The sequence below is a fragment of the Nostoc foliaceum FACHB-393 genome (genome assembly GCF_014698505.1).
GTDB lineage: Bacteria > Cyanobacteriota > Cyanobacteriia > Cyanobacteriales > Nostocaceae > Nostoc > Nostoc foliaceum_A.
Genome location: NZ_JACJTD010000007.1, coordinates 48,229 through 63,591 on the forward strand (window position 1 = coordinate 48,229; position 15,363 = coordinate 63,591).

The 15,363-nt window shown below is 39.3% G+C and carries 15 protein-coding genes; 7 read left to right on the forward strand and 8 right to left on the reverse strand.

All coding sequences use genetic code 11. The features are described 5' to 3' along the window. Positions 1 to 9: 9 nt before the first annotated feature. Positions 10 to 993 (reverse strand): terpene synthase family protein, encoded by a 984-nt coding sequence (locus H6G92_RS08465; protein ID WP_313889946.1) that lies wholly within the window; start codon positions 991 to 993, stop codon positions 10 to 12. A 368-nt stretch (positions 994 to 1,361) separates the two neighbouring features. Here H6G92_RS08465 and H6G92_RS08470 point away from each other — a divergent pair, with 368 nt between their 5' ends. The 6 genes from H6G92_RS08470 to H6G92_RS08495 all read left to right on the forward strand — a co-directional run bounded on the left by H6G92_RS08470 (position 1,362) and on the right by H6G92_RS08495 (position 7,907). Next, positions 1,362 to 1,529 (forward strand): hypothetical protein, encoded by a 168-nt coding sequence (locus tag H6G92_RS08470; RefSeq protein ID WP_190892773.1) that lies wholly within the window; start codon positions 1,362 to 1,364, stop codon positions 1,527 to 1,529. Positions 1,530 to 1,588: 59 nt separating this feature from the next. Further along, positions 1,589 to 2,908 (forward strand): hybrid sensor histidine kinase/response regulator, encoded by a 1,320-nt coding sequence (locus tag H6G92_RS08475; protein WP_242059069.1) that lies wholly within the window; start codon positions 1,589 to 1,591, stop codon positions 2,906 to 2,908. A gap of 42 nt (positions 2,909 to 2,950) precedes the next feature. Then, positions 2,951 to 4,102 (forward strand): FIST signal transduction protein, encoded by a 1,152-nt coding sequence (locus tag H6G92_RS08480; protein ID WP_190892775.1) that lies wholly within the window; start codon positions 2,951 to 2,953, stop codon positions 4,100 to 4,102. 6 nt (positions 4,103 to 4,108) lie between these two features. Further along, positions 4,109 to 5,152, forward strand: coding sequence for a sensor histidine kinase (locus H6G92_RS08485; RefSeq protein WP_190892777.1), 1,044 nt, complete (start codon positions 4,109 to 4,111; stop codon positions 5,150 to 5,152). A 743-nt stretch (positions 5,153 to 5,895) separates the two neighbouring features. Next, positions 5,896 to 6,438 carry a methanogen output domain 1-containing protein gene (locus H6G92_RS08490; RefSeq protein ID WP_190892779.1) on the forward strand — a complete coding sequence of 181 codons (543 nt, stop codon included), beginning with the start codon at positions 5,896 to 5,898 and terminating at the stop codon, positions 6,436 to 6,438. 83 nt (positions 6,439 to 6,521) lie between these two features. Further along, positions 6,522 to 7,907, forward strand: coding sequence for an ATP-binding protein (locus tag H6G92_RS08495; protein WP_190892781.1), 1,386 nt, complete (start codon positions 6,522 to 6,524; stop codon positions 7,905 to 7,907). Between the two features lie 65 nt (positions 7,908 to 7,972). Here the strand turns inward: H6G92_RS08495 and H6G92_RS08500 are convergent, their stop codons facing one another. From H6G92_RS08500 to H6G92_RS08520, 5 genes are all read right to left on the reverse strand, one after another. Beyond that, positions 7,973 to 9,580 (reverse strand): NAD(P)H-quinone oxidoreductase subunit N, encoded by a 1,608-nt coding sequence (locus tag H6G92_RS08500; protein WP_190892784.1) that lies wholly within the window; start codon positions 9,578 to 9,580, stop codon positions 7,973 to 7,975. Positions 9,581 to 9,662: 82 nt separating this feature from the next. Beyond that, the gene (locus tag H6G92_RS08505) at positions 9,663 to 9,905 is read right to left on the reverse strand and encodes a hypothetical protein (RefSeq protein WP_190892786.1); all 243 of its coding nucleotides are present in this window, start codon (positions 9,903 to 9,905) and stop codon (positions 9,663 to 9,665) included. Between the two features lie 15 nt (positions 9,906 to 9,920). Then, the gene (locus tag H6G92_RS08510) at positions 9,921 to 10,193 is read right to left on the reverse strand and encodes a hypothetical protein (RefSeq protein WP_190892789.1); all 273 of its coding nucleotides are present in this window, start codon (positions 10,191 to 10,193) and stop codon (positions 9,921 to 9,923) included. Between the two features lie 221 nt (positions 10,194 to 10,414). After that, entirely contained in the window at positions 10,415 to 11,476 is a 1,062-nt protein-coding gene (locus H6G92_RS08515) for a WD40 repeat domain-containing protein (protein ID WP_190892791.1), read from the reverse strand. A 58-nt stretch (positions 11,477 to 11,534) separates the two neighbouring features. Further along, entirely contained in the window at positions 11,535 to 12,506 is a 972-nt protein-coding gene (locus H6G92_RS08520; protein WP_190892794.1) for a CobW family GTP-binding protein, read from the reverse strand. A 299-nt stretch (positions 12,507 to 12,805) separates the two neighbouring features. On the opposite strand from H6G92_RS08520, the gene H6G92_RS08525 reads away from it, so the two are divergent. Further along, entirely contained in the window at positions 12,806 to 13,750 is a 945-nt protein-coding gene (locus H6G92_RS08525) for an all3515 family Zur-repressed PEP-CTERM protein (protein WP_190892797.1), read from the forward strand. A gap of 61 nt (positions 13,751 to 13,811) precedes the next feature. On the opposite strand, the gene H6G92_RS08530 is transcribed toward H6G92_RS08525, so the two are convergent. Both H6G92_RS08530 and H6G92_RS08535 read right to left on the reverse strand, forming a co-directional pair. Then, complete coding sequence (locus tag H6G92_RS08530) at positions 13,812 to 14,717, reverse strand: alpha/beta fold hydrolase (RefSeq protein WP_190893028.1); 906 nt, start codon at positions 14,715 to 14,717, stop codon at positions 13,812 to 13,814. A 101-nt stretch (positions 14,718 to 14,818) separates the two neighbouring features. Beyond that, entirely contained in the window at positions 14,819 to 15,259 is a 441-nt protein-coding gene (locus H6G92_RS08535) for a SufE family protein (protein WP_190892799.1), read from the reverse strand. Positions 15,260 to 15,363 lie beyond the last annotated feature (104 nt).

The window sequence follows — 15,363 nt, forward strand, 5'->3', positions numbered from 1 at the left end:
GCAATTCTTTTAACATTTAACTACCTCTAGCTTTTCAGCAGTCTGATAGCGAGTAGATTGAGCACACCAAGTGATGTTGGCACTTATCCAGCTGTGCAATCCTGATATATATTTTGCGAGTTCAGCATCTTCCACTTCTCCAAAACTTGGAATAGATGCTTCTAATTCCATCATAGTTAGCACGTCTTGATCGTGGATTTCAGCAGCACGCTTGATTGCTTGTTCCAAAGGCAACTTCTGTTGATAATGCAATACCAATACTAAATTATGAACATCGCCATCTTCCATTTCCCTAAGTGCCGAGAAAATATCGTTACCCCAGCAAAGAACCTTATTTGCCATCACCTTTAGTTCTTTCACGATGTTGTGTTCTCGGACAAACTCAGGAATTATTAAATGGTCGCAAAATTCAATCAATTCGATAACAGGCTCCACCCCTCCGGCTAATAAACGTATCGCCATATAAGTGTCCATATCAGGTACAACTCCCTGTATACGGTTAGTGGCTTCTTCCACACATCCTTTGAAGTAGCCTTTAAAGCTACAGAGAAAGTGATGAAACCATTTTATATTTCCTCTTTCAAGTATTCGATTTCTTAAGTTACTTAAGGCATAAGCAAGGGGTACATCTTGATTCGTAAGTTCTTCCCCATTTAATATTTCCAAAAATCTATTGTGAAAACCCTTAAGTAGTTCAGGTTGTTTTCCTAAATCTGACAAATCGCATTGGTCATCCCAAATAAATAACCAACTCAATAAGTCATTTGCAATCTTCAGTTCTTCAAGCTGACAGGAAGGATAAGTACCTGCGGCTAGTAAAAAGAATTTTGCCTTATAAAAACGCTGATAAGACGATTCATGTGCCAGAAGGTTAAAGCGTAGCACCCATTCAAAAGCATACTCCTCCAAAACATCTACATGCTTATTTATATGAGTTGAAAATGGGCAGTATAAATCAGGAATACTTGTTTGTTTCATATCAGTAGTCTTCATGAAGTTATTAATAATTTAGGAAATATAGGTTTTAAATTTAATTCCTATTCACATCACGCTTGCACAGCCAGCAAACTAGCTTTACATCAATAGTGGTGAAATTTCAAGGTATGTAAATATTTCCCAGCTAATCAGCAATTATTCATTATATTTTTTAAAAACATATCCGAGAATATATGGATTTCACATTCTCTAAAAAAGACGTTCATATATATTTATGCTCATCATAAATACAGATTACAAACTTCCAAAACTAGTATTAAACATCAGTAAAATTATACTGAAATAACACTAACTTTATAAAACGACAAGGGTAATAATGACTAATTTTAGAGCGATCGCCTTATGAAAGAGGATATTCAACTCTAGTGAAAGTGAAGATTGGTGGTAAATTTACATCGTGTAGCGATCGCCCCCGTGGTCGCATAGAGCAATTTAGTGTGAAAATGTTGCTGTTGTCAGACTTTTTGGGAACTATAGGATTGTCAGACGAGAAAATTATCAGTCAGCCTGCGAACAAAATAGAGGTGACTTAGCTGCGATCGCCGGGCTAAATAGTAAACAAGTCACAAGGAGTCAGATTAATTTAAATACAATGACTTATAAGCCAGACATACCAATGCTTTATGTACCAAAAGATAGTTTAATTCTAGTAGTTGATGACACTACTACAAATTTAGAAATTGTCTTTGATGTATTAACTACTGTAGGTTTTGAAGTTACTACAGAGCATGATGGAGAAAGGGCACTTAAACAGGCTGAATATCTACTGCCTGATTTAATTTTATTAGATGTGATGATGCCAGGAATAGACGGATTTGAAACCTGTAAAAGGCTGAAACAAAATTCAGCTACTTGTGATATACCAATAATTTTTATGACGGCAAATTCTGATACTGATAGTAAAGTAAAGGGTCTAAATATAGGGGCAGTCGATTATATCACTAAGCCCTTTCATGAAGAAGAATTATTAGCTAGAATTAAAACCCATATTCAATTACGAAATCTCACAAAAACTTTAGAAAAAAAAGTTTCAGAAAGGACAGCAGCGTTGTCTAGGGCATTAAAAGACCTACAAGATTCTCAACTTCAGCTTGTACAGACAGAAAAAATGTCTGCCCTTGGTCAATTAGTAGCAGGTGTTGCTCATGAAATTAATAATCCAGTTGGTTTTATTCATGGCAATCTTGGACATGCTTCAGTATATTTCCAAGATATGGTTAACATTATTAGTCTCTATCAGCAGTACTATCCTCATCCTGTTCCAGAAATTCAAGAGGAAATTGCAGCGATAGATTTGAAATATATGCTTGCTGATCTACCTAATTTAATTTCCTCGATGAAAGAGGGAGTTCAGCGCATTCGCAATATTAGTACCAGTCTGAGAACCTTTTCTCGGTCAGATAGCGATCGCAAGGTTTATTGCAACATTCATGATGGTATAGACAGCACCATCATGATCCTCAAACATCGCTTAAAGGCATCCGAGGATCGTCCTGATATTCAAGTAATTAAAGATTACGATAATTTGCCAGAACTAGAATGTTTTATCGGACAACTAAATCAGGTATTTATGAATTTATTAGCTAATGCTATTGATGCTTTAGAGGAGTCTAATGTAGGACGCACCTATATTGAAATTGAAGCAAATCCCAATCAAGTTTTGATTCAAACTTCCCTCACTGAAGATAAAAATCATATATTGATTCGGATTCAAGATAATGGCGTGGGAATGTCAACTGATGTCCAGCAAAAAATCTTTGATCATTTATTCACTACCAAGCCTGTGGGTCAAGGTACAGGATTAGGATTATCAATTGCTCATCAAATTGTTGTCGAAAAACATGGAGGAACTCTAGAGGTAAATTCAACACTAGGAAAAGGTTCAGAGTTCATTATTAAGCTTCCCATTTAGGAATCATAGCGAATTGCGTTCATCAACATAATAGGTAAATTTATGTTTAAGGCAGTAGTAGGCCACAGTAACGATCCAGATTCTCTATCCGCAGTTGAAGAAGTTATTGAGCAATGTTTCAGTTCTCTTGCAGGAGATATACCAAAAGCTGGGATTCTTTTTGCTGCAATTGATTTTGAACATTCTCTCATTTTGCAGCAAATTTATCAGGCTTATCCAGGGATTGAGTTGATTGGTGGAACAACAGATGGAGAAATTTCTTCAGTCTTAGAGTTTCAGCAGGACTCAATTACCTTGATGTTGTTCTGCTCAGACGAAGTTGAAATTTATGCAGGAGTTGGACGCAAAGTTTCATCTGATCCAATTACTGCAACTAAACAAGCTGTAGAGCAAGCAAAAGCAAAAAGTACTGCACCTCCAAAGCTATGCTTAACTCATCCAGAGAGCCTCACAACTAGTGGTGTATCTATATTGAATGGCTTAAAGCTAGCTCTTGGACAACATGTGCCGATATTTGGTGGTTTGGCAGCCGATCAGTCAAGATATCAAAATACATATCAATTTTTTCAAACAGAAGTATTAAGTGATTCTGTACCAATTCTGCTTTTTTCCGGCACAATATTGTTTTCTCACGGGATTGCAAGTGGTTGGCATCCCATCGGCCAAATAAGCAAAGTAACTAAGGTAGATAAGAATATAGTCTATGAAATAGATGGTAAACCAGCTTTAGATTTTTATCAAAATTATCTAGGTTTGCTTCCTCCTTCGATGGAATATCCGCTAGCAGTGTTTGCTCAGAATGGAGACAATTTTTATATAAGGGCACCTATTGCTTACAACCAGGAATCTGGTAGCATAACCTTTTTTGGAGATATTCCCGATCAAGCAATTATTCAAATTTCAGAAGCAGCTTATGAAGATATTCTAGCAGCTTCCAAAGCTTCATTCATGAGTGCCTTAGATAATTATCCAGGTGCAGAACCCAGTGCCGTTGTGTTTTTTTCATGTGTAGCTCGTCGGCAAATACTTGGTACTAGGGCACAAGAAGAGTACCAGAATACAAAACTTTGTATGGCTAAATATTTTCCTGCTTGTGGATTTTATTCTTATGGAGAGATTGCTCCTATAGATCGAATTAGCCAGACGCAATTTCACAATGAAACTTTTGTAACTTTAATTTTGGGAACTCGGTAAAAACTGATGGAAATGGGGGATTATCAACAAGAAATTAAGGAACTAAAAAAAGCGAATAGAATTCTCCAAAAGCAATTGGAACGTTCTGAATCTGATCGGATAAAACTTGAAGATGTAAATAACAAGAAAGAATGTTTGCTCAGAAAAGTAATTGATGAATTAAAAGAATATCAAAACAAGTTAGAAGACAGAAGCCATGAACTAGAAATGATGCTTCTTAATCTTCAGATAATGCAAAATAAGATGTCTACTCTGGGAAGTCTTGTCGCAGATGTAGCTCATGAAATTAATAATCCAGTTGGCTTTATAGCAGGTAATCTGACTCCGGCTAAAGAGTATATTCAGAATTTATTACATCTCATCGACCTTTATCAGCAAACCTATCCCAAGGCATCTCAAGAAATTCAAGAAACAATCCAAGTGATTGATCTAGAGTATGTGCGCGAGGATTTACCTAAACTGATTTCCTCAATGAGAGAAGGCACAGATCGCATTTCCAACATTAGCAATAGCTTGCGAACTTTCTCTAGAGCAGATACAGAACAAAAAGTTATTTTTGATATTCATGAAGGCATGAATAATACTCTCCTCATTCTCAAGCACCGTTTGAAAGCTAATAAGATTCGTCCTGCTATTCAAATAGTTAAAGATTACGGCGATTTCCCTCTAGTAAAATGCTTTCCAGGACAATTAAATCAGGTATTTATGAATCTATTGGCAAATGCCATTGATGCTTTAGAAGAATCTAATTCTGGACTGAGTTTTAATGAGATTAAGGAAAATCCCAATCAAATCATAATTCATACTGACCTAATTGAAGATATAAATCACGTATTGATTCGGGTTAAAGATAATGGTGTGGGAATATCGCCTGATGTTCAGCTTAAAATGTTTGACAATTTATTTACAACCAAACCTGTGGGGAAAGGAACAGGATTAGGATTATCAATTGCTTATCAAATAATTGTCCAAAAACATAAAGGAACTCTAGAAGTAAATTCTGTGTTAGGAGCAGGTTCTGAATTTATAATTACCATTCCAATTTCTTAAAATAACAAATATAGCAATTATTCCAATTAATATTCAGAAAAATCAATGTTCAATTTGGTAGCAGGTCATAATGATTTAATAATTCGTGATTTATAATTCGTAATTAATTACGGTTTACAAGCAACAAGTCTATTTATGGAAAACAGGAAAATTTTATTTTGATTGTGAGCAAGCAGATTTATGTATGGGTTAACAATACAATAAGTAGTTAAACAAAATTAATTACAAAAAGTTAAGATATGAAACCCTTATCCAGACTAAAAACTCATGTGTAAATAATTGTTAGCGATTAAGTAAGTCGGCGTAAATAATTATTGTTGCAATAAGGCAGGGGGCAGGGAGCAGGGAGAGAAAGAGTTTGAGCTTTATTTACTTTTATTTACATAGTTTGGTTTTATTGCACCGACTTACTTACTTATACTTGGTATTAGTGATATTTTGCCCCGGAAGATCCTCAAAACCCGTTTTTAAGGAGACTTAATTCCCTCCTTAAAAAGGAGGGTTAGGGAGCATCAAGCCTTAACCCAATCATATTAGGTGATGGGAACATAAGCTAGAAAAGACTTTGCAAAATTTGGAACTGTCGTAACAACAAAGTTCAGAATTTGTGATGACTATTACATTACTATTTATTAAAAACAAAAGCAAGCATCAAATTTTTTAAAGAAAAAGATTAAGCAGTTACTTTAGAGGCATTTTGGGGAACTCTATAACTGTAGTTCAAGATTGTGTCCTCAAAATTTATGACCAATGCACTTAACCACTCAATAGCTACACTTAATGTTCCTTTAGAACGCGATATATTTTTACGTACATTAATCAGAGAGTTATCTGGCACTTTGCAGGACGTAGTTGGCTTAGAAGAAGCTTCTGGATTTATTAGCGTAGTTGGTCAAAGGATGGCTAGGCAGCTCAACCAAGATTACAAATCTGCCCTGGAAGTTTCCAACCTTTCTAGTAAGCAGGTCGCTGATGTCTTGATTGACTTAAAAAAACGAATTCAAGGCGATTTTTATGTCATTGAGCAGGATGATGAAAAAATTGTCTTTGGCAACCGCGTTTGCCCATTTGGCGAAAAAGTGCTTAATCGCCCTGCCATGTGTATGATGACCTCAAATGTCTTTGGGACGATCGCAGCTAATAATCTGGGATATGCGAAAGTAGAATTGCAAGAAACCATAGCACAGGGAGCTTCTGGATGTAGAGTAATTGTTTACTTAAAATTTACAGAAGAGGCAGAAGATGCAGAAGGTCGAGAATACTTTAGAGGACTAGACTCTGTATAAACCCTTCAGCACCAAAATAACTTCGGGATATAAGTTTAGTGCAGATATGTAAAGTAGAATCGAACCTTGAAATTGGAAGCCCCATGACTCCTGAACAATTTCTTGAACTTGCCAGAGTTTTACCAGAACCTTTACTCTTGGTGAGTGGAGAGGGTAAGTTGTTAGCTACCAATCAACCAGTAGCAGATATGCTAGGTTTACGCCGTCAGGAACTGCGCGGAAGAATGCTCTTTGAAATTGTAACTGAGTCTACCAACGATATTGTCAGGTATCTGCAAGCTTGTTCAAGTAGTAGGGCAATGGTTATTGGCTCCTTGACTTTACGAAAGAATGATGGACAAACGTTAATATGTCGTAGCCAAGGAGCCGTTATTCAACCTTGGTCTCCTGAATCTTCAGCTTTAATTCTCTTACGCTTGGAAAATAGAACTCTGACCAGCAGTAATTTCGTTCTTCTGAACGAAAAAATCGATGAGTTAGCAAAAGAAGTTCAAAGACGAAAACAGGCAGAGGAAGCGCTTTGGAAAGCGAATCAAGAGCTAGAAATTCGGGTTGAGGAACGTACAACTGCTTTACAAGAAACACTAAACGAACTACAGCTTACCCAAACTCAGCTTATCCAAGCTGAGAAAATGTCTAGTTTAGGTCAGATGGTAGCTGGTATTGCCCATGAAATTAATAATCCCGTGAGTTTTATTTATGGCAACCTTCATCACGCCCATAAATATACTCAAGATTTACTGAAATTGGTGCAAATTTATCAACAGCTTTGTCCAAATACTCCTCTTGAAATCCAAGAGCAAGTAGAAGAAATAGACTTAGATTTTCTGATTCAAGATATAACTAAACTTTTCCAGTCCATGAAAGTGGGAACAGAACGCATTCAGGAAATTGTTAAATCACTACGTAACTTTTCCAGGCTTGATGAAGCAGAACTTAAGCAAGTCAATATCCATGAAGGAATTGATAGTACTTTAATGATTTTGGAGCATCGCCTTCAAGCTAGGCATGAGTACCCAGAAATCAAAGTCATCAAAAAATATAGTCAACTTCCGAATGTAACTTGCTATCCTGGCCAACTTAATCAAGTTTTTATGAATATTCTTGCTAATGCGATCGATTCATTGGAGGCATCGGTAAATCCACAAACAACTGACAATCAACAACTGATAAATAATAATCCCCAAATTCAAATTAAAACTGAGCTAATCGATGAAAAATGGATAGCAGTTAGTATTGCTGATAATGGTTTGGGGATAAATGAACAAGTTCGCTCAAAGCTATTTGATCCATTTTTTACCACTAAATCTGTGGGCAAAGGTACTGGACTAGGACTATCTATAAGCTATCAAATTATAGTTGAAAAACATAACGGAGAACTTAGTTGTTTTTCTGTTCCAGGAAAAGGTGCAGAATTTGTAATTAAGATACCTATTAACTCAGTCTCATATTTAAGTGAAAAGATATGACAAACGCCTGTCTGCTAATTAGCAAACAGGCGTGTATTTGAGTACAAAGTTTGGTTGAGAATCGGTTAAATCTTAGCAGTAGAATCAACTGATGGTTGAGACTGACTAACCGAATCTAAATTTGGCAAAAGCAGTAGATTTTGTGCTTTTACATTACTGTTGATTGTTGCTTGCAAAAATGGTGTGTGGGAGATGGAATTATTAGCCAATGTAAACAGTGGATTTGACAAAATCCCTGCTATGGAAGTGGCAATTAATGTTACCACCAACCCGACTTGCAAAGGTCTTAGCCCAGGCAAATCCCAACGCACTTGGGGATAATTCTTCACCGCGTCGGACATTTCATGGGGTTCTTTGACTACCATCATCTTAACTACGCGAATGTAGTAGTAGATGGAGACGACGCTGGTAACTAAGCCTAGCAAGACTAACCAATAAAGTCCTGCTTGCCAACCAGCCCAAAATAAGTAAATCTTGCCGAAAAATCCAGCTAATGGTGGAATACCACCCAAGGAAAGCAGGGAGATACTCAACGCCAGTGTTAGGAGTGGGTCTTTTTGATATAAACCAGAGTATTCGGCAATCTGGTCGGTTCCTGTCCGCAGTGAGAACAGGATGATGCAGGTAAAGCCGCACAGGTTCATGAACAGGTAAACCAGTAGGTAAAATATCATACTGGCATAGCCCGCCTGTGTACCAGCAATTAAGCCAATCATCACAAACCCAGCTTGGGCAATGGATGAATAAGCTAGCATCCGTTTCATGCTGGTTTGAGCTAGGGCGACTACGTTACCCAAAATCATGCTGAGAACGGCCAGAGCAGTGAAGACAAACCTCCACTCGTCAGCAACAAGAGGGAAGGCTGTTGTCAACAAGCGGATGGCTAGGGCAAACCCAGCTGCTTTGGAACCGACAGATAAAAAGGCGATAACTGGGGTGGGAGCGCCTTCGTAAACGTCTGGTGTCCACTGGTGGAAGGGTGCAGCGGAGATTTTGAAGCCAATACCCGCGATCGCAAAAACCAGGGCAATTACTAAACCTAAAGATTGTCCGACTTTAGCTGTGGCAATGCCACTTGCGATCGCACTAAGTTCAGTTTGTCCTCCAGATAGTCCATACAGCAGTGATACACCGTACAAAAAGATTGCTGTACTGGAAGCTCCAATTAACAAGTATTTCAGCGCCGCTTCGTTGGAGCGGGGGTCACGCTTGGTATAACCTGTTAACAGGTAAGAGGAGATACTCAGGGTTTCTAGGGAGATGAAAATCATCACCAACTCACTAGCCCCGGATAAAAACATCCCTCCTAGAGTAGCACTCAGCAAAATAGCGATGAATTCGGCTAAAGCAGTGCCGCTCTGCTCAACGTAGCGAATTGACATCAGTATAGTTACAATCGCAGACAAGGCAATAATACCGCGAAAGACGATACTCAGGTCATCACTGTTAAAGCTACCGGTAAAACCGATGGGATTAGGAGAGTCCCATTGAAAATATAGGGCGACAATCGAAGCAAATAAACCTGCGATCGCTAGATATCCAATCCAGCGTGCGGATGATGTACGCCCCAAAATCAAATCAACAATCAAAACCCCCAAGAGGGTGAGAATAACAATCCCCTCTGGCAAAATCGTTCCAGCGTTCAACTGGGATGCAATATTAGCAAAATCCATGAGATGTATAGGTTTTGGGGATTAGATATTAAGGCTAACTCTGTTCACTCTAGCAAGTTTTCTAATTCCCAGACTAGCTCTTTTAACAAGAGCTTAACAGCTTGGGTGCAGATGGCAATCGCACCAACTTCACTGGCTTACCAGCAGCTTTCTCAGTATCTAGGAATTCACCTAACAGCTTTCCTACCTCGTTTTTCAGGCGTGACTTTAGCGAATATGATAAATAATTATGCAGCAACGAGTGCGTGCCGTAGGCGATCGCCACGTACAAAAAGCTTATAAAACTAATAAGGGCACAGCAATGCTGTGCCCCGACAATATTCATAACTCCTAAATTTATTTAAAAATCGACGGATGGCAGCTTGCCTTGTAAAGACTGAAATTTAGACTGAACACAGTTGGCACAATTGCAACCAAGTTGATCAATAATCGGATTAGATGTTTGAATCAAGTGTGGTGTTGCCAGATCGGGAATTTGTTGTGTAGATACTACCGTCATAAGTTGGGTAGCATCAGTAGATTTCAGGGTGGATGCATGTGCTGGATTGACTACCAGCAGCATGGATACCAAAAATGCGGGACAGGCAAGTAAAATAAGTTTGACTATGTTCATAATTTACACAAAGATACCTTTGCTGATACAGCATAGCTAATAAATTGACCACCTTCAACTTTAATAATTCGTAATTCGTAATTCGTAGTTCGTAATTGTTGGGTTTAATTACCCTTCTTCCAAAAGGATAGGCGAACGCCAACGTCTATAAGTGGCGCTTTTTTCGGTCTGCGTATAAATACTTTGATGTAATAGTCTTTAATTACGAATTACGAATTATTTTAACTACGCCCGAATCCTTGACCTCGCAAAACCTTTGACCATACAAGTAATTCGCCCTGTTCACCGCCTGCGGCCAGTAACTTACCTTCGGGATGCCAAGCTAGGCAAGAAAATCCTGCTGAGACACCTGTGATAATTTGGGATACTTCCTTGGCTTTGTTCCACAAACATAACCAGCCATCAGCAGCAGCAGAAGCGAGAAGGAAGCTTTTGGGTGCAAAGGCGATCGCATTAATCACACCTACATGATTGGTTAATACTCGCGCTTCCCAACCTAAAGTATCATCCTCTAGCTTTTCCCACACTACAATACCTTCAACGCTAGAAGATGCGAGTATTGGCGCACCGACTTTGGTCATAGCTTCTGACCATGCCAATTGGCGAATTTTACCAGGGAAGCCACGCATTACCCAAGGGTCGGGGTTGTTCCATTCTAAAACGGTGACACTACGATCCATGTTGCCAGAAGCCAGGAATTTGCCATCAGGCGACCAAGCCATAGCCACACTGACAGTAGTCATATCTAGGTTATATGGTTCTTCATCCCAGTTTTGACTATGCCAAATTTTGACTCCCTTATAACCGCTAATGGCTAAGTATTGTCCGTCAATACGCCAATCTATACCCAGTACTGAAGAGTTGTCGAAATTCAGCGTCACGATAATTTCACGAGTATCTGCATCCCAAACTTGGACATAACGCCCCAAACTAAAAGCCAGTTGGTTACTGGTGTAATTCCAAGCTAGTTTGTCAACCCATGCAGGGGCATTTTCCAAGGTGGCGATTAATTCAGTCCCGCGCCAAATTTTCACCTGTCCATCTTGTCCACCAACGGCTAAAAATTTTCCATCTGGTGAAAAAGCTAGACAGTCTACTGATTTACCGTTACCAGTTTGTAAACTTGTAAGTTCGCCCTCATTCCACAGAACTACTTCCCCGGCGGCGGAAGTTGCTGCTAAAGTTTTACCTTGTGGCGACCAAGCGATCGCAGTTACATAATCTGAAAGTGTCCCCGAATAGTGTTGTTCAAATTCCTTTGATTTGCTGGTTGTGGTGTTCATATTTGTAAAGGGGAATGGGGAATGGGGAATGGGAATGGTAAATTCCCTACTCCCTAACTTATGCTAGACAAGCGAGAAAATCTTGTTTGAGTTGGGCTGCATCAAGGTTACGGCCGATGAATACTAGTTCGTTTTTGGGGGTTTCGCTTGGTTTCCAGGGGCGATCGGGTTTGGCATCAAATATCATGTGGACTCCTTGAAAGACAAATCGATTATCTTCTCCGGCAATATTTAAAATGCCTTTCATCCTAAAAATATCTGGCCCTTGAGTACGCAGTAACTCCGAAAGCCAAGTGTTTAATTTTTCTCCATCAACTGCACCCGCTTCTACTAAAGCCACAGAAAAGACACTTTCATCGTGTACATGAGCATCTTCACCTAAGAAATCTGGATCAATTTCTAATGCGCGGTCTAAATCAAAGGCTTTTACACCTAATAAAGCATCCATTCCTAGTTCAGAATTTTGGGTACGGTAGATTTTTGCGATCGCATTCATCGCCCGAATCCGTTTTTCTAATTCCTCCAACTCTTCTGGCGCTACCAAATCTGTTTTATTAAGTAAAATTACATCGGCAAAGGCAATCTGTTCTTGGGCTTCGTCTGCATCCCAGTGCTGCCAAATATGCTTGGCATCTACGACTGTCACCACTGCATCTAAAGACAATTGACTTTGTAAATCTTCATCTACAAAAAATGTCTGAATCACTGGTGCAGGATCGGCTAATCCAGTCGTTTCAATTACTAAATGGTCAAATTTATCGCGCCGCTTCATCAAATTACCAATGATGCGAATTAAATCGCCGCGCACTGTACAACAGATACAGCCATTGTTCATTTCAAATATTTCTTCATCTGCATCGATAATCAATTGATTATCAATACCCACTTCCCCAAATTCATTAACAATCACAGCAACTTTTTTGCCGTGTTCGTAGGTGAGGATGTGATTGAGTAGAGTCGTTTTACCTGCTCCCAAATAGCCAGTCAGAACAGTAACGGGAACTGAATTGTTGATTACGTCAGCCACCATACTCTAAATTCCTCTTGTCTCACCTTATGGATAATCATTATCGCCTATGATAAATCTTTTTATATTTTTGTGCGAACTTGCTGTTATTTTGAGTTTCAGCAAAATAATCACATAATTTCCCCACCAAATATTTTCTTTTATGCATCTGTAATAAGTAATAAATATCCGCAAGTTGGTGTAGTTGGTAGGAATATTCCAATTGACCCTGCGGTATTTAGCAGGTTAGTACATTGACAATCTTGCGAGAAATATGATAATCATTATCGCATAGAAAAATTAGACTTTGATGGAGAAGTGTGGTGGTTTCAAGAAACACTGCCTGCTCGAAAAAGCAAGTAACTCAAACAGGGCAAGCATCTGCGTCTATTGCAATCAGCTTTTTAGTTGTTGCACCACTGGTTTTATCTACCGCTTTAGACCCAGCACAAGCAGATGATACTCATAATCATTCGGATGAAACCGGCTTTTACGTTGGGTTAGATGGTTTGGAAGTTTTTCCTACAGGGACATACGCAGGTTTGGAGAACCCCAACTACAATCGTTTGACTCTTCTCTTTGCACACAGGAATGAAGACACGCCGGAATCTAGCCATTTCCACGGCATTGGTACTTATAGCTACTCAGGGTCATTAGATAACCCAACCATTAACCCAACCAATCCAAATAACCGAATTCCTGAATCTTACTCAGAACAACCGCCGCTAACATTATTACCTGGTACAGGGTTTTATACTGGTCGCTTGATTAGTACTCCAACAGATAAGGAATATAGCAATCTGACAATAGAACCTATAGCGTCTCTAAAAACTTCAAAAGAATTAGATAACCAGTATTTGTTCAATAGCTCTAGTGGCCGTTGGCAGTCATCCCTTGAGGGTGCAAATATTGGTTTACAATTAGCGTCCATTAGCAGTGGATTGAATATTGGCGATTCAGCAGGCGTTGATATTGTCAAGTCAGTCGGCGATATCTATACAATCGGCAGTGGTGATGATTTTTCGTTTACCCCTACCTTTTGGACTGATGCTGCTGCACCACTGGGAACTTACTCTGCATCATTCAAATTAGTGGATTTAGGCAATGGCAATAACCCCATTCCCTTTAAAGAGTCTGGCACTTTTAATTTTGATTTTGAAGTCAAGACCGTGCCTGAGTCGTCAAATGTCCTTGGTCTTGGTATAGTCGGTCTACTAGCGCTTTCTCTTTCTCGCTTGCAAAAACTTAATCGCAATAGTTTGAACTAATTTTAATTTCGCACCAAGGTGCAAAATGACCTTTGCGTCTTGGTGCGAGGATTTAATTTTCTCACGAGAACAAAAAATCTTGAACTGCTCCTAAAACAACTGCTGGGTATTCTTCATGCAGTCCCAGAGAACCAGGGATAACAACACTTCTCACTCCTGGTAAAGCAACCAAAGCGTTCATTTCCTCTCGTGATTTGGGAGGACTAGATTCCCCAATTACTACCATGAACGGTACGGTTAAAGACTTTACAAGTTCCAGAAAATCAGATTGTTCGTGTACAGCATCGAGATTACCAGTTACAAAGGCAGCAGATGCAAATCGCGCTCCTGGTTGTTGAGTCGTGTGCCACTTCTTCTCGATGAAACTGGGTGTAATTTTAGCCGCGTCAGTAAAGACATGACGGCGATACATAAAACTTAATAAAGATGGGGCAGTATTGAGTTTGTAGAGAGCTTGACCAAGTATAGGCGATCGCACCAATTCTCTCACAAAGCCAGCTATTTGCTGACTTGCCCCCATTGTCGGCAAAGGCCCACGCCAAGTAGGAGCTAACAACACAATCTTTGAGAAAGCAGCAGGTTGTTTGACAGCTAATTGTAAAACGTAACTAGCAGCATGGCCAGCTCCCACCACGGTAACAGGAGTAGTAAAAACAGCTTTGACAAAATCTTCCAGAAATTGCTGATATATTTCTGGTCGGTAATTCAAACTAGGGCGAGAAGATTCACCAAATCCAGGCCAGTCTAAAGCTACAACTTGAAAATTGGGAGCTAGTAACCTGGCAAGTTCGCCGACTTCCAAACGCGTCGAAACACTGCTGAAAGATGGTAGCAGCAATAGCGGTGAACCTTTACCGAGGGTTTCATAAACAACGCGCAATTGCTGATTTTCCCAATTCCAGAGATATTCTTGAACTACTCCACCAAAGCCAATAGCAGCAGGGGTAGATAATAGATTGGTTGACATAAGACTAAATTTTGGTAGTTGTACGTTTTTTGTCATTTGTCAGTTGTCCTTTGTCCTTTGCAAATGACCAATGACTAATGACAAATGACCAATAACCAAGTTTAGTTAGGCAAATCTAACTTACATTCCAATGCTTTTTTTTGCATGGTTTTAAAAATGTTGTAAAACCCATTAGCACGGGAAGGTGTCAGACTAACGTTTAAACCTGTTTGTTGAATAAAATCTGGAGTAAGTTGGACAATCTCAGTTGGCGTTAGTCCATGTAATCCTTCAACCAAAAGTCCCACTAATCCTTTAGTTAACTGGGAATCGGAATCGCCCTTGAACACAACCTTACCATCATCCAAGGTTGCTGTGATATAAACTTGAGATACGCAACCAGGAACTTTATTTTCAGGTAATTTATCAGCTTCTGGGAACTCATTGAGCTTCTGAGCATACCAGATTAGCTGTTCGTAGCGTCGCTTCGGTTCGGAAGCGCGTTGAAAGCGCTGGACAATTTTAGCGAGCGCAGGTGGCAAAGAATCTAGAGTTGAAGACATAACAGAAGCTGCAAACGATCGGTATCTCCTTGAGTGTAGATTATCTTTGGAGCGATGCCTACGGCAGTTCTCTTGGCAGTATGAAGCTTGCCATTACTAAATAT

Bases quoted from the DNA above. Each gene is read 5' to 3' on its own strand.
- H6G92_RS08465 (WP_313889946.1), bottom strand. From the start codon at position 993: ATGAAGACTACTGATATGAAACAAACAAGTATTCCTGATTTATACTGC.
- H6G92_RS08475 (WP_242059069.1), top strand. From the start codon at position 1,589: ATGACTTATAAGCCAGACATACCAATGCTTTATGTACCAAAAGATAGT.
- H6G92_RS08480 (WP_190892775.1), top strand. From the start codon at position 2,951: ATGTTTAAGGCAGTAGTAGGCCACAGTAACGATCCAGATTCTCTATCC.
- H6G92_RS08485 (WP_190892777.1), top strand. From the start codon at position 4,109: ATGGAAATGGGGGATTATCAACAAGAAATTAAGGAACTAAAAAAAGCG.
- H6G92_RS08490 (WP_190892779.1), top strand. From the start codon at position 5,896: ATGACCAATGCACTTAACCACTCAATAGCTACACTTAATGTTCCTTTA.
- H6G92_RS08495 (WP_190892781.1), top strand. From the start codon at position 6,522: ATGACTCCTGAACAATTTCTTGAACTTGCCAGAGTTTTACCAGAACCT.
- H6G92_RS08500 (WP_190892784.1), bottom strand. From the start codon at position 9,580: ATGGATTTTGCTAATATTGCATCCCAGTTGAACGCTGGAACGATTTTG.
- H6G92_RS08505 (WP_190892786.1), bottom strand. From the start codon at position 9,905: ATGAATATTGTCGGGGCACAGCATTGCTGTGCCCTTATTAGTTTTATA.
- H6G92_RS08510 (WP_190892789.1), bottom strand. From the start codon at position 10,193: ATGAACATAGTCAAACTTATTTTACTTGCCTGTCCCGCATTTTTGGTA.
- H6G92_RS08515 (WP_190892791.1), bottom strand. From the start codon at position 11,476: ATGAACACCACAACCAGCAAATCAAAGGAATTTGAACAACACTATTCG.
- H6G92_RS08520 (WP_190892794.1), bottom strand. From the start codon at position 12,506: ATGGTGGCTGACGTAATCAACAATTCAGTTCCCGTTACTGTTCTGACT.
- H6G92_RS08530 (WP_190893028.1), bottom strand. From the start codon at position 14,717: ATGTCAACCAATCTATTATCTACCCCTGCTGCTATTGGCTTTGGTGGA.
- H6G92_RS08535 (WP_190892799.1), bottom strand. From the start codon at position 15,259: ATGTCTTCAACTCTAGATTCTTTGCCACCTGCGCTCGCTAAAATTGTC.